Origin of the sequence: Pseudomonas triclosanedens, from assembly GCF_026686735.1 — a bacterium.
GTDB classification, from domain to species: domain Bacteria; phylum Pseudomonadota; class Gammaproteobacteria; order Pseudomonadales; family Pseudomonadaceae; genus Pseudomonas; species Pseudomonas triclosanedens.
In genome coordinates this window covers 2126559-2147456 of the sequence record NZ_CP113432.1, presented here as the reverse complement: position 1 = coordinate 2147456, position 20898 = coordinate 2126559, and the positions used below count along the sequence as shown (strand labels likewise).

Sequence of the window (20898 nt, the reverse complement as noted above, 5' to 3'; positions counted from 1 at the left end):
TCAGGCTCCCTGTCCAGCGAGGCCCAGGGCCTCACGTACACGCGTTTTCACTTTCACCCGGTAGCGACGATCAAGCGCCGCCAGCACGCCGCCCAGCGCCATCATCAGGCCCCCGAGCCAGATGAAGCGAACGAACGGCTTGATGTGCACCCGCACTGCCCAGGCGTTGTTTTCCAGCGGCTCGCCCAGGGCAACGTAGAGGTCGCGGGTCAGGCTGCCGTGGATGCCGGCCTCGGTCATCATCGAGTTCTGCACGCTGTACAGGCGTTTCTCGGGGTGCAACACCGCAACTTCGGAACCATTGCGGGTCACGCGCACGGTGCCCTTGTCGGAGGTGAAGTTCGGCCCTTCGAAGTGATGGGTGCCTTCGAAGCGGAACTGGTAGCCAGCCAACTCGACCATCTCGCCCGGCTCCATGCGCAGGTCACGCTGGGCGCTGAACTGACTGGTGAGCACCACGCCGATGGCGCAGATGGCTATACCGAAGTGCGCCAGTTGCATGCCCCAGTAGCTGCGATTGAGGCTGGCAGCACCAGCGATCACACCCTTGTGGCGGACCTTGTCGAAGAAGTCGCGCACGCCGGCCAGCACTACCCAGGCAGCCAGCAGGAACACCGCGAGCACTTCCCAGTGCAACTCGCCATAGAGGAAGCTGCCGGCCACACCGAGCACCAGGGTGCCGATCAGCACGGGCGTCAGCATGCCGCGCAGCCAGCGGGTCGGGGTGTCCTTCCAGCGCACCAGCACACCGACCGCCAGGGCCAGCATGAGGATCGCCATCAGCGGCACGAACAGTGCGTTGAAGTACGGCGGGCCGACCGACAGCTTGGCACCGCTGATAGCATCGAGCACCAGCGGGTAGAGGGTGCCGAGCAGGATCATCGAGGCGGTCACCACAAGGATCAGGTTGTTCAGCAGCAGCAGGGTCTCGCGGGACCACAGGGCGAAGCCGACCTGGCTCTTGACCACCGGCGCGCGTAGAGCGAACAGTGTCAGCGAGCCGCCGACCACCACCAGCAGGAAAGCCAGGATGAACACGCCGCGCTCGGGATCGGAGGCGAATGCGTGCACCGAGGTCAGCACACCGGAACGGACCAGGAAGGTGCCCAGCAGGCTCAGGGAGAAGGCCGCGATGGCCAGCAGCACGGTCCAGCTCTTGAACACCCCACGCTTTTCGGTCACCGCCAGCGAGTGGATCAGCGCAGTACCCACCAGCCAGGGCATGAAGGAGGCGTTTTCCACCGGGTCCCAGAACCACCAGCCGCCCCAGCCCAGTTCGTAGTAGGCCCACCAGGAGCCGAGCACGATGCCAATGCCGAGGAAAGTCCAGGCCACCAGGGTCCAGGGCCGCGACCAGCGCGCCCAGGCCGCGTCAAGGCGACCGCCGAGCAGCGCCGCGATGGCGAAGGCGAAGGCGACCGAGAAGCCCACATAACCCATGTAGAGCATCGGCGGGTGGAAGATCAGGCCGGGATCCTGCAACAGCGGGTTGAGATCGTTGCCGTCCGACGGCACCTGCGGCAGCAGGCGGCTGAAGGGGTTGGAGGTAATGATCAGGAACAGCAGGAAACCGGTGCTGATCATGCCCATCACGGCCAGCACGCGGGCCAGCATCACTTCCGGCAACTGGCGGGAGAACACCGAAACAGCGAAGGTCCATCCGCCGAGGATCAGTGCCCACAACAGCAGCGAACCCTCGTGGGCGCCCCATACCGCGCTGAACTTGTAGAACCACGGCAGCGCGCTGTTGGAGTTGCTGGCCACGTAGGCCACGGAGAAGTCGTCGTGGAGGAAGGCCCAGGTCAGGCAACCGAAGGAGAACGCCAGGAAGGCGAACTGCCCCCAGGCAGCCGGACGCGCCAGGCTCATCCATTGACGATCGCCGCGCCAGGCGCCGACCAGTGGGAAGAAAGACATCACCAGCGCCATGCACAGCGCCAGGATCAGCGCCAAGTGGCCGAGTTCAGGAACCATCTCAGTTGCTCCCCTGCGCAGCACCGCCACCCGCCTGGGTGGCCTCGTAATGCTCCAGCTTGCCGCTGTCCTTCAACGCTTTGGTGACTTCCGGCGGCATGTATTTCTCATCGTGCTTGGCCAGCACTTCGTCGGCGGTCAGCACGCCATTGGCGTCGATCTTGCCGAGGGCCACGATGCCCTGCCCTTCGCGGAACAGGTCCGGCAGGATGCCACGGTATTTCACCGTGACTTCCTTGGCGAAGTCGGTGACCACGAATTCGACGTCCAGGGAGTCCGCCGAGCGCTTCAGCGAGCCCTTCTCCACCATGCCGCCAGCACGGATGCGCGTATCGTGCGGAGCCTCGCCGTTGGCGATCTGGGTCGGGGTGTAGAACAGGTTGATGTTCTGCTGCAAGGCCGACAGCGCCAGGCTGACGGCGACGCCAACGCCGGCGACGATGGCGAGGACAATGTACAGGCGCTTCTTGCGGACCGGATTCACTTGTTGGCCTCCCGGCGCAGACGACGCGCCTCTTCTTGCAGGTAACGACGGCGCGCCAGCATGGGCGAGACGACATTGATCGCCAACACCGCCAGACTGATGGCGTAGGCCGACCATACATAGGGACCGTGGTGGCCCATAGCGAGGAAATCGCCGAACGACTGGAAACTCATATCGCGCGCTCCACTTCCGCCTTGACCCACGCCGTGCGGGACTCACGCTTGAGCACTTCCAGACGCATCCGCATCAGCAGCACCACGGCGAAGAAACAGTAGAAGCCAGCAACCATCAGCAGCAGCGGAATCCACATTTCCGGCGGCATCGGCGGCTTCTCGGTAAGCGTGAAGGTGGCAGGCTGGTGCAGAGTGTTCCACCAGTCCACCGAGTACTTGATGATCGGGATGTTCACTACGCCGACGATTGCCAGCACCGCACAGGCCTTGGCCGCGCTGTCGCGGTTGGTGATGGCCTGGCCGAGGGCGATGACGCCGAAGTAAAGGAACAGCAGGATCAGCATCGAGGTAAGGCGCGCATCCCAGACCCACCAGGCGCCCCAGGTCGGCTTGCCCCAGATGGCGCCGGTCACCAGCGCCACGAAGGTCATCCAGGCGCCAATCGGCGCGGCGCATTGCACGGCGACGTCGGCGATCTTCATTTTCCAGATCAGGCCGATGGCGCCGGCTACCGCCAGCATCACGTAGCAGGACTGCGCGAGAAACGCCGCCGGGACGTGGATATAGATGATGCGGAAGCTGTTGCCCTGCTGATAATCCGGCGGCGCGAAGGCCAGGCCCCAGACGATACCGACGCTCATCAGCAGCACCGCGGCAACGGCGAACCAGGGTAGCCAGCGTCCGCTGATCTCGTAGAACCACTTGGGCGACCCAAGCTTGTGAAACCAAGTCCAGTTCATCATCAGGCTCTGTAATTCAGGGCTCTAGTTTCCGCCGCCAGTCCCTTCCAGGGCCGGCGATCGTTCGTTCACTCGCCGACGCTGATCTTCAGCCCGGCGGCGATGGCAAAGGGCGTCAGCGTCAATGCTAACGCCGTCAGGCTGGCCAGCCACAACAGGTGCCCGGCGGTCGGCAAACCCTGCAGGGAAGCCTGCAAGGCACCGCTGCCCAGGATCAGCACCGGTATGTACAGCGGCAGGATCAGCAGCGCCAGCAGCAGGCCACCACGCTTGAGCCCTACCGTCAGCGCCGCGCCAACTGCACCCAGGAGGCTCAAGACCGGCGTACCCAGCAGCAAGGACAGCAACAGGTCAGGCAGGCAGCGCGCCGGCAGACCCAGCATGAGGGCGAACAACGGCGACAAAAGCACAAGCGCCAGCCCGGAAATCAGCCAGTGTGCCAGCACTTTGGCCAGTACCAGAAGTGGCAGAGGGTGCGGCGAAAGGACCCACTGTTCCAGCGAGCCATCTTCGAAATCGCTGCGGAACAGGCCATCCAGCGAGAGCAGCACCGCCAGCAGCGCCGCGACCCAGACCAACCCGGGCGAGAGGTTCTTGAGCATTTCCGACTCGGGGCCGACCGCCAGCGGGAACAGCGCGATGACGATGGCGAAGAACACCAGGGGGTTGGCCAGCTCCGCAGGACGGCGGAACAGCAGGCGGGTCTCGCGGGCGAGCAGCAGGGTGAAGACGTTGCTCATCGCGCCGCCACCTCTCTCGCGTGCTGCCCCAGGTCGAGAGCGCGGTAGCCGGCGGGCATGCGCTCCAGCGTATGGTGAGTGGTCAGCACGACCAGCCCCCCCCGCTCACAGTGCCCGGCAAGGTGCTCTTCCAACTGCGCCACGCCCTGCTTGTCGAGCGCGGTGAATGGCTCATCGAGAATCCACAGCGGCGGCGCCTCCAGGTACAGGCGCGCCAACGCCACACGGCGCTGCTGGCCGGCGGACAGGGTGTGGCAGGGAACATCCTCGAAGCCGCGCAGGCCGACGGCGGCGAGGGCCTGCCAGATGGCGTCGCGGCTGGCCGGCTGGTGCAGCGCGCAGAGCCAGGCGAGATTTTCCTCGGCGGTCAGCAGCCCCTTGATGCCGGCGGCATGGCCAATCCACAGCAGCAGGCGGGCCAGCTCGCCCCGTTGTTCATGCAATGGCCGGCCATCGAGCAGCACCTCACCGGCGGTGGGCTGCATCAGCCCGCTGAGCAGGCGCAGCAGGCTGGTCTTTCCGCTACCGTTGGGGCCGACGATCTGCAACATCTCGCCAGCGCCAAGGCGCAGGTCGAGACGCTCGAACAGCATGCGCCAGTCCCGCTCGCATGCGAGCGCCACGGTTTCGAGAAGTGGACGGGTCAAAGGCATCGGCAACCATCAGGCAGAAAACGAATCCGGCAATACCGTCCGGGCCGCCAACCACGGCCACGGGCGGCGCATTATACACAGCCGCTCCTACCGCCGACGTCAGGTTTTACGACAGGGTGTAACGTGACCTCAGGCGCTGCGGCGACTATGCGGCCCGGAGTGGTCGTCCGGGTGCTCGTCTTCTCTGCGAGCGCGACGGGTATGAATGGTGCTGATGGGGAATGCCCCCTGCTTCAGGGGAATCAGGCCGTGGGTATGGCGCGAGATGTACGCGTGCCCTGCCGGCACGTCGGCGTTGACGAAGGCCGCGGCACCGATGGATACGTTGTCGCCGATCTGCAGGCCGTCGCCAATGATGCAGGCGTTGGCGCCGACGCTGACGTTGTCACCGATCACGATGGGCCTGCTGCCGTCGTTCTTCTGGCCGATGGTGGTGTTCTGGAAAATACTGAAGTTCTTGCCGATCACAGCCTTGCGGGTAATGACGATGCCCACCAGGTGCGGGATGTAGAGACCCTCGCCGATCGGAATGGTGACCGGGATCTCTATGCCGAAGCGCTCGGCCAGCCGGTCGCCCATGCGCAGGGCGCGCTGTTGCCAGAATCGGCTGGGCTTGGAGTACAGGTATTGGGCCAGACGGAACCAGAACATGAAGCGGTAGCGCGAACGCTGCCGGTAGCGTCGGAACAGGCGAGTCCAACTGAAGCGGCGCTCCTCGCCACCCAGCATTTCGATTCTCCAGAGACGCTTCAATTCTGCAAATGTCATCACCGCACACCACCCGTCGAAGCCTGCGGTCCATGCGGCAATCAAAATGCAATATTACGTTGCAGCCTATCGCAACTCAAAACAAAGCAGCCTTCAACAATAGGCAACAATCGTTTCCAGCCGCGAATTTTCGCATTCATCGCAAGCCTGGCCATCACTTTAACGTCGGCCAGCTTAATCCAGCCTTAACAGCCTGCGGCTTGTTGCCACATTATCCGTCAGTTCCAGCCTCGAATATTTTCGATAAGCAACCGCCGGGCGGATCTAAAGTGCGGCGGCGCCCCGCCGATACAGTGAGCACCCTTCTACTTCAACCGCACCAGCAGGTTTCCGATGCCGAGCGAAATTGGCGCTTCCCGCCCGCTCCCGCCCACTCCGCCAGCGCGCAGCGCACCCAGCTCGGCTGAGCTGACGCTGAAGCTCGCACAGAGCCTGGGCGACCTGCTGCCTCCCGGAGAGAAGGCCCAGGCCGAAGTGGTAGCGGTACGCGACACCCAGGTAAGTTTCCAGCTCCTGTTGCGTCTGACGCTGGCCAGCGGCCAGCAGACCCTGATCAGCGCCGAAAGCCCGCAGTCGCTACCCCAGGGCGCCACGCTGCAACTCTCGGCATTGTCGCAGACCAACCTCGCCGCCGTGCTTCTGAACCAGGCCAGCACCGCACAAGCACCGCTGGAAAGCCTCGATCTCAACCTGTTGCCGGTCGGCACGCTGCTCCAGGGCAAGGTCGAGGCTAGCCAGTTGGTCGCCCAGGGCAAAGCGGACCAGGCGATCTACAAGGTACTGGTGAGCCTGCTCAACACGCCGCTGGCGGGCCGCCAGCTCAGCCTCGAATCTTCCCAGCCGCTGCCGCTTGGCAGCCTGCTCAGCGCGCGCGTACAGGGTGCGCAGGCGCTGCAGTTCCTGCCGTTGACCAGCCGCCTCGACCAACTCGACCTGAGCCGCCAGTTGGCCAGCCAGCAGAGCCGCCAGGGGTCGCTGGAAGGGCTGTTCAGCGCATTGCAGGGTGCGGGGCGGGGGCAAGCCGTGTCACCCGAGTTGCAACAGGCGGTCGACAAGCTGCTGGCCGCTCTCCCCGACGTTCGCCAGCTCGGCAACGCCAAGGGCGTCGCCCAGGCCATGCAGCAGAGCGGTGTATTCCTCGAGGCCCAATTGCTGCGAGGCACCGCGGGCCTGCCGCAGGACCTCAAGGCAAATCTGCTGAGACTGATCGCCCAGTTGCTGCCGGCGCAGAACGGCACCGCCGCCTCGGTACTCGGCAATCTGCCGGGTAATGCGCTGGCGGGTGCCAGCAACCTCGCCCAGGCGCTGCCGGCCTTTGTGCGCAATGCGCTCGGCGTGCTGGGGCAGACCGGCGGACGCACACCACCGCCGATCAGCTTCCCGCTGCCAAGCCGGCTGGCACACCAGTTGAAAGAGGACGGCGACCTCGAATCCCTGCTCAAGCTCGCCGCCGCTGCGGTGGCACGACTGCAGACACACCAGCTTTCCAGCCTGTCGCAGAACGAAGTGCTGCCCGACGGTACGCAGCTCAATACCTGGCAGATGGAAATCCCCATGCGTCAGCAACAGCAGTTGGTGCCGCTACAGGTCCGTATCCAGCAGGAAGAACGCCAGGCCAGCGAGCGCGAACAGGCGCGGGAGACGCTCTGGCGGGTGGAACTGGCCTTCGACCTCGACCCGCTGGGGCCAGTCCAGGCTCAGGCCACGCTGAACCAGGGCAGCATCGCCAGCCAGCTATGGGCCGAGCGCTCCAGCACCGCCAGCCTGATCGAGCGCGAACTGAGCCATCTGCGCCAGCGCCTGAACGACGCCGGGCTGACCGTGGGCGAACTTTCCTGCACCCAGGGCAAGCCGCCACAGGGCGCACGGACTGCCGTGGAGCAGCGCTGGGTGGACGAAAAGGCATGAAAACACCGAAGAAGGCCCCGCGTCAGGTCATTGCCCTCAATTACGACGGGCAGACGGCTCCGACCCTCACCGCCAAGGGTGACGATGAACTGGCCGAGGCGATCCTGGCAATCGCACGACACCATGAAGTGCCGATCTACGAAAATGCCGACCTGGTGCGCCTGCTGGCGCGACTGGAGCTGGGCGAGGCGATTCCCGAGGCGCTGTACCGCACCATCGCCGAAATCATTGCCTTTGCCTGGTATCTGAAGGGCAAGAGCCCGCCGGACGGAGCGGCGCAGCGCCCCTTGCTGCTGGAAGGGCCAGCGGAGAGCGGCGGCTGAGAGGAATCAGCGCAAGGCGCTGTCGCAATGACGGTCACCCGGCACCTGGTAATCGCGAATCTCGCGCACCGAAGCGTCGATGGGGCATTCGTCCTCGCTCTGGTAGAGCACCATGCTGCCGGTGACCTCGCGCAGTTGCGCCAGCGAGATGGGCTTGTCCAGCACCTCCAGCAACGGCACGCGATGCGTCCAGGCCCACTGGAACAACCCGCTCTTCTCCTCGGCGCTGAAGTTGCCGACCAGTACGAACTGTCGAAAGGCATTGCTCTGGCTGAGCGCTTTCAGGCTCATCAGCGCGCTGGCGCCGGGCACGAAGTCGTCGTGGATGAACAGGCTGTAGCGCTGCTTGGCGGCAAGCGCCTTGCGCACTTCATCGAGGTTCAGACACAGGCTCAGATGGTAGAACTCCAGCCTGTTAAGCAGGACGCTGTAGTTGAGCAATCGGCCCGGATGCGAGCACAGCACCATTGCCCGAGGCGAATTGGTTGCCATATCGGTGGCCCTCAAGGGTTCTCTGATGGCACCAATCTAGCGACGATTTGCCGCCATTCTTATCAGACAAGTCCGAAATATCGGTAAGGCGCGAACTACAAGCCGCAATACCGATTGGCGGGCACGTCCGCCCGGAGTCGGCCCCAGGCGTCTGGAATACGCGGCCGGCAGGACGCCGGGCCGCGGCACACCTCACTCCGGGAGCTTGCCCTGGTGCAGGCGCGCGACCAGTTCGGCCTCGGCCTGGGACAGCCCGCAGCTCTGGGTCAGGTCGGAGGCGGAAGCGCCCATCCCGACCAACCGCGCGGCCTGGCTGAAAGACAGGCTGGTGGGGTCGCGCTGCTCCATGCGGGTCAGGCGCTCGGGCAGCGGCGCGACCTGCCTGCTCAGTTCGCGCAACTCCTCGCCCATGCGGATGTTGATCTGCTGGTAGGACTCGATACGCTTGCCCTGCTCCTTCACGCGCTGTTCCAGCACAGCAAGCTGCTTGGCCAACTGCACAACCTGGCCTTCCTGGGCACGCTGCCGCCCCGCCAGCCAGACGCATACCGCCGCCAGGCCGACACAGGCCACACCCAGGACCACCAGTGCAATCAACATGTCAGATGCTCTCCAGCTCCGACCATTCTTCCTCGGTCATCATCTTGTCCAGTTCGACCAGGATCAAGAGTTCGCCGTTCTTGTTGCAGACGCCCTGAATGAACTTGGCCGACTCTTCGTTACCGACATTCGGCGCGGTCTCGATCTCGGACTGGCGCAGGTAAACCACCTCGGCAACGCTGTCGACCAGGATACCCACCACCTGCTTGTCCGCCTCGATGATGACGATGCGGGTGTTATCGGAAACCGGTGCCGGATCCAGGCCGAAGCGCTGGCGGGTATCGATCACGGTCACCACGTTGCCGCGCAGGTTGATGATGCCCAGCACATAGCTCGGAGCACCCGGCACCGGAGCGATCTCGGTGTAGCGCAGCACTTCCTGGACCTGCATCACATTGATGCCGTAGGTCTCGTTGTCCAGGCGGAAGGTGACCCACTGCAGAATCGGATCTTCGGCACCCTGCGCTGACGTTTTCTTCATATCCCCTAACCTCTTCGTCGAACCGTGCCACAGGCGGCACGGTGGCTTTCTTTAAATGGATTGGCGTTCAAAGGGTAACGCCGCCTCAGGGCTGCGGACGCCTGGTCGCACCGCTGGCGATCAGTTCGGCCAGGGCCGAGACATCGAGCAGCGCGCACATCTGTTCGATCACCGTACCCGCCAGCCACGGGCGCTGCTGGCGCTGGGAGCGCCACTTAACCTCGGCCGGATCAAGGCGCACCGAGCGGCTGACCTGGTGCACCGCCAGCCCCCACTCGTAGCCTTGTACGGAGATCACGTACTGCAAGCCTTCGCGATAGTCGTCGCGGTAGCGCTCGGGCATTACCCAGCGCGCCGTATCCAGCACCTTCAGGTTGCCGCTCTGGCCGGGCAAGATGCCGAGGAACCAGTCCGGCTGACCGAACAGCGGGGTCAGCTCATGCCCCGCCAGCGGGTAGATCGAGCCAAGGCATACCAGCGGTACCGCCAGCGTCAGGCCTGCAACGTCGAACAGCAGACACTCGAATGGCTCGGCCGCCCAGGTCGGACGGCCATCATCCAGCAAGGCCAGCGGCGCAGCCGGCAATTCGGCGCTGCCCGGCTGACGCAGCTCGATGACCTGCGCCAGTTGCGCCGGTGCCTCCGGTTCGACTGGCGGCAAGCCGATCGGCTCAGGCTCGGCCCGGGCGACGGCCGGCTCGCGGGCGAGGCTCAGGCGCGCATCGCGCACCTGCTCTTCGAGCACGGCGGCCTCGAATTCGTCCAGGCTGATGCTGTCGTGCTGCGGCTCGACCAGCGTTGGCTGCGGCTCGGCAACCGGCAGCACGACAGTCTCGACGCTCGCCAGGGCAACCGGAGCCGGCGCCTCGGGCGCGGCAACGGGCGCCGCCAGCGGCTCGTCGGCGAAATCTTCGAAGGCGTCCTGCAACAATGAGTCCAGGTAGGACTGCAGCGCAATCTGGGGACGCGTGGCGGTAGCGGAACGACTCATGGGTGATGACCGCGCAGGGTGACTATCCAGCCTATCGGCAGCTCAACGGTGAGACTTGAATACTCTCGTCGGAAATTCATGCTCGCCATCCTCACGCCACCTGCGCCGCCGGCAGTTGGGCCAGCAGATGCTTGAGCAGCGCGCGGTAGGCGATCACGCCGCGGCTGTTGGCATCGTTGCGCGACGGCACCAGGCCGTGCCGGCTGGCATCGCGCAGCTTGGTGTCGACCGGCACGAAAGCCTGCCAGAGCGTATCCGGGTAAGTGTCACGCAGTACTCGCAAGGCGCCCAGCGACGCCTGGGTACGGCGGTCGAACAGGGTCGGCACGATGGTGAACGGCAGTGCCTGCTTGCGCGAGCGGTTGACCATCTTCAGCGTGTTGACCATTCGCTCCAGGCCCTTGAGCGCGAGGTACTCGGTCTGCACCGGGATTACCAGGTGCTGGCTGGCCGCCATCGCGTTGACCATCAGCACCCCCAGCAACGGCGGGCTGTCGATGATCGCGTGGTCGAACTGGTTCCACAGTTGCGCCAGGCTGCGGGAGACCACCAGGCCCAGGCCGTTCTGCCCGGGCGACTGGCGTTCCAGAGTGGCCAGCGCGGTGCTCGAGGGCAACAGGCGGATGTTCTCGTGGCTGGTCGGCAACAGCAGTTGCTCCGGCAGCCCCTCGGGCACGTTGCCCTGGTGCAGGAACAGGTCGAACACGCTGTGCTCCAGGGTATCCGGATCGTGTCCGAAGTAACTGGTCATCGAGCCGTGCGGATCGAGGTCGACGATCAGCACGCGCTTGCCGGCGTCAGCCAGCAGGCCCGCCAGGGCGATGGAGGATGTGGTCTTGCCGACGCCACCTTTCTGGTTGGCTACCGCCCAGACTTTCATAGTGCTCGCTCCCCGCTTGCACAGGGTCGGATCAGGGTAAGCATGACATCAGTTCCCTGCTGCCGACGACGAAGAATTGACGGCGCCACTGCCGGGCGCCTCGCTGGCAACCACTGGTGCAGATTGCGTGCCAGCGCGACGCAACGCCGGGTCAGGCTGCGCCTTTGCGCTGCCCACGCCGCTCAGGCTGCGGCGCACCTCCAGGTTACGCGAAATCACCAGCACTACCCGACGATTGCGTGCGCGGCCATCCGCCGTGGCGTTGTCCGCCACCGGCTGGAATTCACCGTAGCCCACCGCCGCCAGGCGGCTGGCGTCCAGGCCGTCCTGGGCGAGCATGCGTACGATGCTCGCCGCGCGCGCGGTGGACAGCTCCCAGTTGGTCGGGTACTGCGCATTGTGGATCGGCACATTGTCGGTGAAGCCCTCGACATGCACCGGGTTGCGGTACGGCGCCAGAATCCCGGCGACCTTCTCGATGATGGCGAATGCGGCATCGTTGGGAACCGCATCCCCGCTGGGGAACAGCAGGCTGGAGTTGAGGGTGATCTCGATCCAGAACTCGTTGCCGCGCACGCTGACCTGATCGCTCTTGATCAGTTCGCCGAACGCCTCGCGCATGCTTTCGGATATCTGCTGCAGGGTATCCGGGTTGCCCTGCGCCTGGCCCTCGTCCTGCGGATCGGTCATCGACTGGTCCGGCTGCTGGGTGCGCGGGCGCTCCTCGCCGACCGGAATCGGACGGATCGAGCGGTCGGCCTGGTTGAACACACCGGTCAGGGTTTCCGAAAGAATCTTGTACTTGCCCTCATTGATCGAGGAGATCGAATACATCACCACGAAGAAGGCGAACAGCAGGGTGATGAAGTCCGCATAGGACACCAGCCAGCGCTCGTGATTCTCGTGTTCCTCATGGTGTCTGCGACGCGGCATGTCAGTGGCCTGCGCTATCGTTCGACGGAATCGGCCAGGGGCTTGCTGCCACAACGGCGCGACGAGCCCTGGTTGCGCTCTGGCAATGAGCGCCAAAGCAGCCTGGGAGCCCCAGGCACCGGAGATGGCTCGGAGAATCGATCAAGCAGGCCACTTGCCCCTCCTCAGCCGACAAAGCCTTGCAGCTTCAGCTCGATGGACCGCGGGTTCTCGCCCTCAGCAATGGACAACAGGCCTTCCATCAGCATTTCCCGGTAGCAGGACTGGCGCATCACAATGCTCTTGAGCTTGTTGCCCACCGGCAGCAGCAACAGGTTGGCCAGGCCGACACCGTAGATGGTGGCGACAAAGGCCACGGCAATGCCACTGCCCAACTGACCGGGATCGGCGAGGTTGCCCATCACGTGGATCAGGCCCATCACGGCACCGATGATGCCGATGGTCGGCGAGTAGCCGCCCATCGCTTCGAACACCTTGGCCGCCGCCAGGTCGCGGCTTTCCTGGTTGTACAGATCGACTTCGAGAATGCTGCGAATGGCTTCCGGCTCGGCGCCGTCCACCAGCAACTGGAGCCCCTTGCGCGCGTAGGGATCGCGCTCGGCGTCAGCCACGGATTCCAGGCCCAGCAGGCCCTCCTTGCGCGCGGTCATGCTCCAGCCGACAACGTGATTGATGCCACCGACCAAGTCTACCTTCGGCGGCAGAACCATCCAGCGCAGCATGGTCAGGGCGCGCTTGAGCACCGCTACCGGTGTCTGCAGCAGCGCGGCGGCCAGGGTGCCGCCGACCACGATCAGTGCCGCCGGGCCGTTAGCCAGCGCGCCGACGTGCCCGCCCTCGAGGAAGTTGCCACCGATGATGGCAACCAGCGCGAGGATCAGGCCGACCAGGCTGAGGACATCCATCAGCCACATGCCTCGGTCAGATGGCGGCCGATATCGTCCAGGCTGTACACCGCGTCGGCCAGGCCGGCCTTGGCAATAGCCATCGGCATGCCGTAGATCACGCAACTGGCCTCATCCTGCGCCCACACCTGGCTGCCACCCTGCTTGAGCATCCGCGCGCCTTCGCGACCGTCGGCGCCCATGCCGGTGAGCACCACCGCCAGAACCTTGTCGCCATAAGCCTTGGATGCCGAACCGAAGGTGACGTCCACGCACGGCTTGTAATTCAGGCGCTCGTCGCCGGGCAGGATGCGCACCGCGCCGCGCCCGTCGATCATCATCTGCTTGCCACCCGGCGCCAGCAGGGCCACGCCCGGACGTAGCAGGTCACCATCCTCGGCTTCCTTGACGGTGATCTTGCAAAGCTTGTCCAGCCGCTCGGCGAAGGCCTTGGTGAAGGCCGCCGGCATATGCTGGATCAGCACCAGCGGCGCGGGGAAGTTGGCAGGCAGCTGGGTCAGGACCCGCTGCAGCGCCACCGGCCCACCGGTCGACGTGCCGATGGCTACCAGCCGGTAGGGCTTACGCTTTGGGGCGGCGGAGGTCGCCGGCGCCGGAGCGGCCGGCGCGCTGGTGATGGGCGCATGGCGCGCAGGAGCGCTCGCGGCGCCACTGGCCGGTGTGCCGGCCGCAGGGGGCGTGGCGTAGGCAGCGTAGCGACGGTTGGCGCGGGCAATGGTATGGACTTTCTCGCACAGCAACTGGCGAACCTTGTCCGGGTTGCGCGAGATGTCCTCGAAGTTCTTCGGCAGGTAATCCACCGCGCCGGCATCCAGCGCGTCCAGAGTCACCCGTGCGCCCTCGTGGGTCAGCGAAGAGAACATCAGGACCGGCGTAGGGCAGCGCTGCATGATGGTCCGTACGGCAGTGATGCCGTCCATCAGCGGCATCTCATAGTCCATCGTGATCACGTCGGGCTTGAGCGCCAGCGCCTGGTCGATCGCCTCGCGGCCATTGGTGGCCGTGCCGACTACCTGGATTTGCGGATCGGCGGAAAGAATCTCCGAGACACGGCGGCGGAAGAATCCCGAATCGTCCACCACCAGGACTTTGACAGCCATAGACACTCCTGAGTAAAGCCTTGCCGCGCGCGGGCGTCCCCGCGCGCGAAATCAGATACGCCGCGCGTAACGCTTGAGCATGCTCGGCACGTCGAGGATCAACGCGATGCGCCCGTCCCCGGTGATGGTCGCCCCGGCCATGCCCGGCGTGCCTTGCAGCATCTTGCCGAGCGGCTTGATCACCACCTCCTCCTGGCCCACCAACTGATCGACCACGAAGCCGATGCGCTGGGTGCCGACGGAGAGAATCACCACGTGGCCTTCGCTGGACTCGTCGCACTCGGCGCCCGGCACCAGCCAGCGCTTGAGGTAGAACAGCGGCAGGGCCTTGTCGCGGACGATCACCACTTCCTGGCCGTCCACCACGTTGGTGTTGGACAGGTCGAGATGGAAGATCTCGTTGACGTTGACCAGCGGGAAGGCGAACGCCTGGTTGCCCAGCATCACCATCAGCGTCGGCATGATCGCCAGGGTCAACGGGACCTTGATGACGATCTTCGAGCCCTGGCCCTTGGTCGAGTAGATGTTGATGATGCCGTTGAGCTGGGAAATCTTGGTCTTCACCACGTCCATGCCAACCCCGCGGCCAGAGACGTCGGAAATCTCGGTCTTGGTCGAGAAGCCCGGGGCGAAGATCAGGTTGTAGCAATCGGACTCGGAGAGACGGTCGGCGGCGTCCTTGTCCAGCAGCCCCTTCTCCACGGCCTTGGCGCGCAGCACGTCCGGGTCCATGCCCTTGCCGTCGTCGGAGATCGACAGCAGGATGTGGTCGCCTTCCTGCTCGGCAGACAGCACCACGCGGCCGGAACGCGCCTTGCCCGCAGCCTCGCGCTCGTCCGGGCCTTCGATGCCGTGGTCGACCGCGTTGCGCACCAGGTGCACCAGCGGGTCGGCGAGCGCCTCGACGAGGTTCTTGTCGAGGTCGGTCTCTTCGCCGATCAGCTCCAGGTTGATCTCTTTCTTGAGGTTGCGGGCTAGGTCGCGGACCTGCCGCGGGAAGCGGCCGAAGACCTTCTTGATCGGCTGCATGCGCGTCTTCATGACCGAAGACTGCAGGTCGGCGGTGACCACGTCGAGATTGGAGACAGCCTTGGCCATCGCTTCATCGCCGCTGTTCAGGCCCAGGCGCACCAGGCGGTTACGCACCAGCACAAGCTCGCCGACCATGTTCATGATCTCGTCGAGACGCGCGGTGTCCACACGCACGGTGGTTTCCGCCTCGCTTGCCGGCTTCTCGGCAGCGGAGGCAGCAGCGGCGCGCGGCGCTTCGGCTGGCTTGGCGGCTTTCGCCGGTGCCGGTGCCGGCACGGCGGCGGGCTTGCTCTGCGGCGCAGGGCTCACGGCCGGCTTGGCGGCTGTAACGGGTTCCTCCTTCGCCCCGGTGAACTGACCCTTGCCATGCAGCTCATCGAGCAGCGCTTCGAATTCATCATCGGTGATGTTGTCGTCGCCACCGGCGGCCGGCACGGCCTCGGTTTTCCCGGCAGACGCGGCGGGCTCGGCAGCGACGGACTCTTCCTTCGCGCCGGTGAACTGGCCCTTGCCGTGCAACTGGTCGAGCAGCGCTTCGAATTCGTCGTCGGTGATATTGTCGCCGCTGGCGGCAGCCGGCGCTTCCTCGGCAGGAGCCGGCGCAGCGCTGACGGGCTCACTCGCACCGCCGAACTGCCCCTTGCCGTGCAACTGGTCGAGCAGCGCTTCGAACTCGTCGTCGGTGATCTCGTCGCCGGCGCCGCCTTCGGCAGCAGGCGCGGCGGCAGGCGCGGCAGGTGCCGGCTCGAGGGCATCCATCAGTTGCTCGAACTCGGCATCGGTGATGTCGCCGTAGGTGGCAGCAGCCTCCTGCACCGGCTCGGCGGCAGGCGCAGCGGGCGCCTCGGCCGCCGCCGGCTCGTCGCCACCCGGCTCGGCCAGGCGCGACAGCGCGGCCAGCAGCTCCCGGGATGCGGGAGTCGGATCTTCCTGGTCACGCACCTGCTGGAACATCACGTTGACGGTATCCAGCGCCTGCAGGACCACGTCCATCAGCTCGGCGTCGACCCGGCGCTCACCCTTGCGCAGGATGTCGAACACGTTTTCCGCGATGTGGCAGCACTCCACCAGCGCATTGAGCTGGAGGAAGCCCGCCCCACCCTTGACGGTATGGAACCCACGGAAAATAGCGTTGAGCAGGTCCATGTCATCGGGTCGGCTTTCAAGCTCGACCAGTTGCTCGGACAGTTGCTCGAGAATCTCGCCGGCCTCCACCAGGAAGTCCTGGAGGATCTCGTCATCGGCGTCGAAGCTCATTCGGTGCTCCCTCTACAGCGTCAAGCGACGCTCAAAAACCAAGGCTGGACAACAGGTCGTCGACATCGTCCTGACCGGATACGACGTCCTTTCTTGTATCGGCAGCAATCTGCGGACCTTCACCCTTGGAAGATCTTTCTTTTTCGACGGCATCGCTCATGCCCTTGTAGTCATGCTCGATACCCGCATAGCGATCCACCTGGCCGGCCATCCAGACCAGCTTGACCAGGTTGGTCTCCACCTCGGTGACCAGCTTGGTGACGCGCTTGATCACCTGCCCGGTGAGGTCCTGGAAATCCTGCGCCAGCAGGATGTCGTTCAGGTGCGCGGAAATCTTCCGGCTATCCTGGGCGCTGATGTAGAGGAACTGCTCGACGCGCCTGGCCAGCTCGCGGAAGGCATCCGGGCCCAGCTCGCGGCGCATGAAGCGCGACCAGTCCTCCTGCAGCGTCTTGGCTTCGCTCTCGATGTGCGAAACCACCGGGGAGCACTCTTCCACCAGGTCCATCGTGCGGTTGGCCGCTTTCTCGGTCATCTGCACCACGTAGGACAGGCGATCGGTAGCGTCGGCGATCTGCGACATTTCCTCGGCATGCCGGGAACTGGGATCGATCTGGAAGTTGACGATGGCGTTGTGCAACTCGCGGGTGAGCTTGCCGACTTCTTGATAAAGCCCGCGATCACGCGCCTGGTTGAGCTCGGAGATCAGTTGCACGGCGGTCTGTACTTCGCCGCGTTCGAGGCAATCGACCAATTCGCGCGCGTGTTTTTTCAGGGTCGACTCGAAGTCACCCTCGGATTCGTTGACGAGATCCATGACGCCCTCTCGGCTTTCGAGTCGACTAGCTGCCGACCCGCTCGAAAATCTTCTCGATCTTTTCCTTCAGCACCTGGGCGGTGAAAGGCTTGACCACATAGCCGTTGACCCCGGCCTGGGCCGCTTCGATGATCTGGTCGCGCTTGGCTTCGGCGGTGACCATCAGCACCGGCAGGTGCTTCAGGCGCTCGTCGGCGCGGACCGCACGGAGCAGGTCGATGCCGGTCATCCCGGGCATGTTCCAGTCGGTGACGAGGAAGTCGAAGTTACCGCTGTGCAGCATCGGCAGCGCAGTAGTGCCGTCGTCGGCTTCTGCGGTGTTGGTGAACCCCAGATCCCGCAGGAGGTTCTTGATGATGCGCCTCATCGTGGAGAAGTCGTCCACGATGAGAATTTTCATATTCTTGTCCAAACCGACCTCCATCGATACCAGACGCGCCCTGGCGGGCGTGCCGTCAATTCATCGAGCGCCGTGCGCTCATCCATAGAGGGCGACGTCAAAGGGACGTCACCCAGAAGAAATCTGAGACCCTGCGAATTTCCTTTCGGAAAAGGCCGACGGGAAACTACCCGAAGCTCAGTGCGCGCGCCACTCCGCCAGACGTGCCCGCAGGCGCGCGGCGCACTGACTGTGCAACTGACTGACCCGGGACTCGCTGACACCAAGCACTTCGCCGATCTCCTTGAGGTTCAGTTCCTCGTCGTAATACAGGGCCAGCACCAGCCGCTCGCGTTCGGGCAGCTTGGTGATGGCATCGGCGAGCGCCGCCTGGAAGCGTTCGTCTTCCAGGCCGTGGGAAGGCTCGTTGTCATGGTGCGAAGCGTCTTCGCTCAGACCCGCGCCGTGCTCGCCGTCCTGCAACAGATCATCGAAGCTGTACAGGCGGCTGCCCTGGGTGTCGCTGAGGATGCCGTAATAATCTTCGAGACTCATATTGAGTTCGGCAGCAACCTCCTGATCTTTAGCGTCGCGTCCGGTTCTGGCTTCCACCGTGCGGATCGCGTCGCTGACCATGCGGGTATTGCGGTGCACCGACCGCGGTGCCCAGTCGCCCTTGCGCACTTCGTCAAGCATGGCCCCGCGGATGCGTATGCCGGCGTAGGTTTCGAAGCTCGCGCCCTTGCCGGCGTCGTACTTCTTGGATGCTTCCAGCAGGCCGATCATGCCGGCCTGCATCAGGTCCTCAACCTGCACACTGGCCGGCAGGCGGCCGAGCAGGTGGTAGGCGATCCGCTTGACCAGCGGTGCGTACCGCTGGATCAGCTGGTCCTGGGAGTTCTGCGCCTGCGCCTTGCTGTACATACGCGCTCCGGAGGCCGTCATCATACGGCCGAACCCGTGGTCGGATGCTGCACCAGGCGTTCGACGAAGAACTCCAGGTGCCCTCGGGGGTTGGCTGGCAGCGGCCAGCTATCGACCTTCTGCGCCACCGCGCGGAAAGCCAGCGAGGCCTTGCTGCGCGGGAACGCCTCATACACCGAACGCTGTTTCTGCACTGCCTTGCGCACCGATTCGTCGTAGGGAATGGCGCCAACGTACTGCAGCGCCACATCGAGGAAGCGGTCGGTCACCTTGGTCAGCTTGGCGAACAGGTTGCGACCCTCCTGGGGACTGTGAGCCATGTTCGCCAGCACGCGGAAACGGGTCATGCCATAGTCGCGGTTGAGCAGCTTGATCAAAGCGTAGGCGTCGGTGATGGAGGTGGGTTCGTCGCAGACGACCAGCAGTACTTCCTGCGCCGCGCGCACGAAGCTCACCACCGAGTCACCGATGCCCGCCGCGGTGTCCACCACCAGTACGTCGATGTTTTCGCTGATGTCGCTGAACGCCTGGATCAGGCCGGCGTGCTGCATGGGCGTCAGGTGCACCATGCTCTGCGTCCCCGATGCCGCCGGGACGATGCGGATACCGCCGGGCCCCTGGAGGATCACGTCGCGCAGATCGCACTCGCCTTCGATCACGTCGGCCAGCGTACGCTTGGGCGTAAGGCCCAGCAGCACATCGACGTTGGCCAGACCCAGGTCGGCATCCAGCAGCATGACTCGGCGGCCGAGGTCGGCCAGCGCCAGCGAAAGATTCACCGACACATTGGTCTTGCCGACGCCACCCTTGCCACCGGTGACTGCGATTACCTGAACGGGATGCATGCCCATATCAATACCTTGTCTCGTCGTTCAGCCGATGCGCCCCCTGGCGCTTCGGCCCTGCCGGCCGCGGTGCTCTACCGCTTCCAGCGCTCGCGGATCGTCTCCCAGAGCATCCGCATTGCTCGGGCGGCCCTGCCGGCCACCCGCCACCCCACAACGGGGCTTTCAATTCGTTCAGCCGGCGCGACGCACCGGCTGCTGGTAAAGGCCGGCGAACATGTCGGCCATTGCGTCCTCGCTCGGCTCGTCCGGCGCCTGCAGGCTCACGGCGCGGCTGACCAGTTGGTGGCTGCGCGCCACCTGCAGATCATCCGGAATTCGCGGGCCGTCCGCCAGATAGGCTACCGGGAGACGCTGGCCTATAGCCAGCGCGAGCGCCTCGCCGAGACTGCCGGCTTCGTCCAGTTTGGTCAGGATGCACCCGGCCAGACCGCACAGGCGATAGTTCTGCCAGGCGGACTTGAGCACCTGGCTCTGGCTGGTCGCCGCCAGCACCAGATAGTTCTTCACATTCAGGCTCTGCGCCGCCAGGGCCTCCAGTTGCATGCGCAGCGCCGGATCGTTGGCAGGCAGGCCGGCAGTATCGATCAGCACCAGGCGTTTGCGAGCCAGCGGAGCCATCGCTTGGATCAGCGACTGGCCCGGATCGACCAGGGTGACCGGCACGTTGAGGATGCGGCCGAGGGTCTTGATCTGCTCCTGGGCGCCCAGGCGGAAGCTGTCCATCGATACCAGCGCCAGGCTCTGCGCCCCGTATTTCAGCACATAGCGGGCGGCCAGCTTGGCCAGGGTGGTGGTCTTGCCCATGCCGGCCGGGCCGACCAGCGCGATCACACCGCCCTGCTCCAGCAAGTCCGCATCCGGGGTCTGGATCGAACGCGCCAGGTGAGCCAGCAGCATGCGCCAGGCCTGCTTCGGATCGGCGATGGAAGAAACGCGCTCCAGCAGGTTGCGGCTCAGGTCTGCCGGCAGCCCCATGCGCTGCAGGCGGCGCCACAGGTTGGCCTGTTTCGGGCGCTGGTTCTGCAGTTGGTTCCAGGCGATGGAGCCCAGTTGCACTTCGATCAGCTCGCGCAGGCCATTGAGCTCGAAGCGCATGGCTTCCAGGGCCTGCTGGCCGACAGCGGCGGCAACCGGCGCGACCGGAGCGGCCATCGCTTCGGCCAGAGTCTGGGCGGCGCTGCGGCGCGGCGCTTCGACGCCGTACATTTGACGGTCCTTGCGCACCGCTTCGCTCATGCGGGTAGGCGCGCTCAGCTCGGCACGGGCCTCGGCGATACGCGCCTGGGTCTTGCGCAGCTCGGCCTCCAGTGCCGGGTTGGGCTTGCTGGCCGCCGCGGGCGCCTGGTAGTCCAGCGCAGCGGTCAGCTCGACGCCGCCAGCGACCCGGCGATTGCCGATAATCGCGGCGTCCGGGCCCAGCTCGTCACGGACCAGTTTCATGGCCTGACGCATATCGGCGGCGAAGAAGCGTTTTACCTGCATGGCCTGGGACCTCA

General features: G+C 64.9%; 23 protein-coding genes. 2 read left to right on the top strand and 21 right to left on the bottom strand.

From position 1 onward, the window contains the following. The 7 genes from OU419_RS10125 to OU419_RS10095 form a co-directional block, all read right to left on the bottom strand. The gene (locus tag OU419_RS10125; RefSeq protein ID WP_254472034.1) at positions 1–1974 is read right to left on the bottom strand and encodes a heme lyase CcmF/NrfE family subunit; all 1974 of its coding nucleotides are present in this window, start codon (positions 1972–1974) and stop codon (positions 1–3) included. 1 nt (position 1975) lies between these two features. After that, a complete protein-coding gene (ccmE, locus tag OU419_RS10120; protein WP_254472033.1) occupies positions 1976–2458 on the bottom strand; it encodes a cytochrome c maturation protein CcmE in 483 nt (160 codons plus the stop codon). After that, positions 2455–2631 carry a heme exporter protein CcmD gene (gene ccmD, locus OU419_RS10115; protein WP_254472032.1) on the bottom strand — a complete coding sequence of 59 codons (177 nt, stop codon included), beginning with the start codon at positions 2629–2631 and terminating at the stop codon, positions 2455–2457. The genes ccmE and ccmD overlap by 4 nt, the downstream gene beginning before the upstream one ends. Continuing rightward, positions 2628–3374, bottom strand: a complete 747-nt coding sequence (locus OU419_RS10110; protein WP_254472031.1) for a heme ABC transporter permease — start codon at positions 3372–3374, stop codon at positions 2628–2630. Before OU419_RS10110 ends, ccmD begins: the two co-directional genes overlap by 4 nt. A gap of 65 nt (positions 3375–3439) precedes the next feature. After that, the gene (gene ccmB, locus OU419_RS10105; RefSeq protein WP_207888060.1) at positions 3440–4111 is read right to left on the bottom strand and encodes a heme exporter protein CcmB; all 672 of its coding nucleotides are present in this window, start codon (positions 4109–4111) and stop codon (positions 3440–3442) included. After that, positions 4108–4764, bottom strand: coding sequence for a cytochrome c biogenesis heme-transporting ATPase CcmA (ccmA, locus tag OU419_RS10100; RefSeq protein WP_254472030.1), 657 nt, complete (start codon positions 4762–4764; stop codon positions 4108–4110). Before ccmA ends, ccmB begins: the two co-directional genes overlap by 4 nt. Before the next feature lie 129 nt (positions 4765–4893). Next, the gene (locus tag OU419_RS10095; protein WP_254472029.1) at positions 4894–5532 is read right to left on the bottom strand and encodes a serine acetyltransferase; all 639 of its coding nucleotides are present in this window, start codon (positions 5530–5532) and stop codon (positions 4894–4896) included. 333 nt (positions 5533–5865) lie between these two features. Here OU419_RS10095 and fliK point away from each other — a divergent pair, with 333 nt between their 5' ends. Next, positions 5866–7440, top strand: coding sequence for a flagellar hook-length control protein FliK (fliK, locus tag OU419_RS10090; RefSeq protein ID WP_254472028.1), 1575 nt, complete (start codon positions 5866–5868; stop codon positions 7438–7440). Further along, the gene (locus OU419_RS10085; protein ID WP_254472027.1) at positions 7437–7763 is read left to right on the top strand and encodes an EscU/YscU/HrcU family type III secretion system export apparatus switch protein; all 327 of its coding nucleotides are present in this window, start codon (positions 7437–7439) and stop codon (positions 7761–7763) included. Before fliK ends, OU419_RS10085 begins: the two co-directional genes overlap by 4 nt. 6 nt (positions 7764–7769) lie before the next feature. On the opposite strand, the gene OU419_RS10080 is transcribed toward OU419_RS10085, so the two are convergent. The 14 genes from OU419_RS10080 to flhF form a co-directional block, all read right to left on the bottom strand. Next, entirely contained in the window at positions 7770–8255 is a 486-nt protein-coding gene (locus tag OU419_RS10080) for a hypothetical protein (RefSeq protein WP_254472026.1), read from the bottom strand. A gap of 192 nt (positions 8256–8447) precedes the next feature. Beyond that, positions 8448–8855: a DUF2802 domain-containing protein gene (locus tag OU419_RS10075; protein WP_254472025.1), complete on the bottom strand. Its 408-nt coding sequence runs from the start codon at positions 8853–8855 to the stop codon at positions 8448–8450. Position 8856: 1 nt separating this feature from the next. Further along, on the bottom strand, positions 8857–9336 hold the full coding sequence (locus OU419_RS10070) for a chemotaxis protein CheW (protein ID WP_015476565.1): 480 nt from the start codon (positions 9334–9336) through the stop codon (positions 8857–8859). An 85-nt stretch (positions 9337–9421) separates the two neighbouring features. Further along, a complete protein-coding gene (locus OU419_RS10065) occupies positions 9422–10327 on the bottom strand; it encodes a CheW domain-containing protein (protein ID WP_254472024.1) in 906 nt (301 codons plus the stop codon). A gap of 91 nt (positions 10328–10418) precedes the next feature. Next, the gene (locus OU419_RS10060) at positions 10419–11207 is read right to left on the bottom strand and encodes a ParA family protein (protein WP_254472023.1); all 789 of its coding nucleotides are present in this window, start codon (positions 11205–11207) and stop codon (positions 10419–10421) included. A gap of 48 nt (positions 11208–11255) precedes the next feature. Continuing rightward, on the bottom strand, positions 11256–12140 hold the full coding sequence (gene motD, locus OU419_RS10055) for a flagellar motor protein MotD (protein ID WP_254472022.1): 885 nt from the start codon (positions 12138–12140) through the stop codon (positions 11256–11258). A gap of 164 nt (positions 12141–12304) precedes the next feature. Next, positions 12305–13045, bottom strand: a complete 741-nt coding sequence (locus OU419_RS10050; RefSeq protein WP_254472021.1) for a flagellar motor protein — start codon at positions 13043–13045, stop codon at positions 12305–12307. After that, the gene (locus tag OU419_RS10045) at positions 13045–14145 is read right to left on the bottom strand and encodes a protein-glutamate methylesterase/protein-glutamine glutaminase (RefSeq protein WP_254472020.1); all 1101 of its coding nucleotides are present in this window, start codon (positions 14143–14145) and stop codon (positions 13045–13047) included. The genes OU419_RS10050 and OU419_RS10045 overlap by 1 nt, the downstream gene beginning before the upstream one ends. Before the next feature lie 51 nt (positions 14146–14196). Then, on the bottom strand, positions 14197–16434 hold the full coding sequence (locus tag OU419_RS10040; protein ID WP_254472019.1) for a chemotaxis protein CheA: 2238 nt from the start codon (positions 16432–16434) through the stop codon (positions 14197–14199). A 31-nt stretch (positions 16435–16465) separates the two neighbouring features. After that, positions 16466–17251 (bottom strand): protein phosphatase CheZ, encoded by a 786-nt coding sequence (locus OU419_RS10035; protein WP_254472018.1) that lies wholly within the window; start codon positions 17249–17251, stop codon positions 16466–16468. A gap of 25 nt (positions 17252–17276) precedes the next feature. Next, a complete protein-coding gene (locus OU419_RS10030) occupies positions 17277–17651 on the bottom strand; it encodes a chemotaxis response regulator CheY (RefSeq protein WP_085988857.1) in 375 nt (124 codons plus the stop codon). Positions 17652–17828: 177 nt separating this feature from the next. Then, complete coding sequence (fliA, locus tag OU419_RS10025; RefSeq protein ID WP_254472017.1) at positions 17829–18578, bottom strand: RNA polymerase sigma factor FliA; 750 nt, start codon at positions 18576–18578, stop codon at positions 17829–17831. Beyond that, positions 18575–19405, bottom strand: a complete 831-nt coding sequence (gene fleN / locus OU419_RS10020; RefSeq protein ID WP_254472016.1) for a flagellar synthesis regulator FleN — start codon at positions 19403–19405, stop codon at positions 18575–18577. The genes fliA and fleN overlap by 4 nt, the downstream gene beginning before the upstream one ends. Positions 19406–19573: 168 nt before the next feature. Next, entirely contained in the window at positions 19574–20884 is a 1311-nt protein-coding gene (gene flhF, locus OU419_RS10015) for a flagellar biosynthesis protein FlhF (protein WP_254472015.1), read from the bottom strand. Positions 20885–20898: the final 14 nt, after the last annotated feature.

Bases quoted from the DNA above. Each gene is read 5' to 3' on its own strand.
- OU419_RS10065 (WP_254472024.1), bottom strand. From the start codon at position 10,327: ATGAGTCGTTCCGCTACCGCCACGCGTCCCCAGATTGCGCTGCAGTCC.
- OU419_RS10030 (WP_085988857.1), bottom strand. From the start codon at position 17,651: ATGAAAATTCTCATCGTGGACGACTTCTCCACGATGAGGCGCATCATC.
- OU419_RS10085 (WP_254472027.1), top strand. From the start codon at position 7,437: ATGAAAACACCGAAGAAGGCCCCGCGTCAGGTCATTGCCCTCAATTAC.
- fleN (WP_254472016.1), bottom strand. From the start codon at position 19,405: ATGGGCATGCATCCCGTTCAGGTAATCGCAGTCACCGGTGGCAAGGGT.
- OU419_RS10125 (WP_254472034.1), bottom strand. From the start codon at position 1,974: ATGGTTCCTGAACTCGGCCACTTGGCGCTGATCCTGGCGCTGTGCATG.
- OU419_RS10110 (WP_254472031.1), bottom strand. From the start codon at position 3,374: ATGATGAACTGGACTTGGTTTCACAAGCTTGGGTCGCCCAAGTGGTTC.
- OU419_RS10040 (WP_254472019.1), bottom strand. From the start codon at position 16,434: ATGAGCTTCGACGCCGATGACGAGATCCTCCAGGACTTCCTGGTGGAG.
- OU419_RS10080 (WP_254472026.1), bottom strand. From the start codon at position 8,255: ATGGCAACCAATTCGCCTCGGGCAATGGTGCTGTGCTCGCATCCGGGC.
- OU419_RS10045 (WP_254472020.1), bottom strand. From the start codon at position 14,145: ATGGCTGTCAAAGTCCTGGTGGTGGACGATTCGGGATTCTTCCGCCGC.
- ccmD (WP_254472032.1), bottom strand. From the start codon at position 2,631: ATGAGTTTCCAGTCGTTCGGCGATTTCCTCGCTATGGGCCACCACGGT.
- ccmA (WP_254472030.1), bottom strand. From the start codon at position 4,764: ATGCCTTTGACCCGTCCACTTCTCGAAACCGTGGCGCTCGCATGCGAG.
- fliK (WP_254472028.1), top strand. From the start codon at position 5,866: ATGCCGAGCGAAATTGGCGCTTCCCGCCCGCTCCCGCCCACTCCGCCA.
- ccmB (WP_207888060.1), bottom strand. From the start codon at position 4,111: ATGAGCAACGTCTTCACCCTGCTGCTCGCCCGCGAGACCCGCCTGCTG.
- OU419_RS10060 (WP_254472023.1), bottom strand. From the start codon at position 11,207: ATGAAAGTCTGGGCGGTAGCCAACCAGAAAGGTGGCGTCGGCAAGACC.
- motD (WP_254472022.1), bottom strand. From the start codon at position 12,140: ATGCCGCGTCGCAGACACCATGAGGAACACGAGAATCACGAGCGCTGG.
- fliA (WP_254472017.1), bottom strand. From the start codon at position 18,578: ATGATGACGGCCTCCGGAGCGCGTATGTACAGCAAGGCGCAGGCGCAG.
- OU419_RS10070 (WP_015476565.1), bottom strand. From the start codon at position 9,336: ATGAAGAAAACGTCAGCGCAGGGTGCCGAAGATCCGATTCTGCAGTGG.
- OU419_RS10035 (WP_254472018.1), bottom strand. From the start codon at position 17,251: ATGGATCTCGTCAACGAATCCGAGGGTGACTTCGAGTCGACCCTGAAA.
- OU419_RS10095 (WP_254472029.1), bottom strand. From the start codon at position 5,532: ATGACATTTGCAGAATTGAAGCGTCTCTGGAGAATCGAAATGCTGGGT.
- OU419_RS10050 (WP_254472021.1), bottom strand. From the start codon at position 13,045: ATGGATGTCCTCAGCCTGGTCGGCCTGATCCTCGCGCTGGTTGCCATC.
- flhF (WP_254472015.1), bottom strand. From the start codon at position 20,884: ATGCAGGTAAAACGCTTCTTCGCCGCCGATATGCGTCAGGCCATGAAA.
- OU419_RS10075 (WP_254472025.1), bottom strand. From the start codon at position 8,855: ATGTTGATTGCACTGGTGGTCCTGGGTGTGGCCTGTGTCGGCCTGGCG.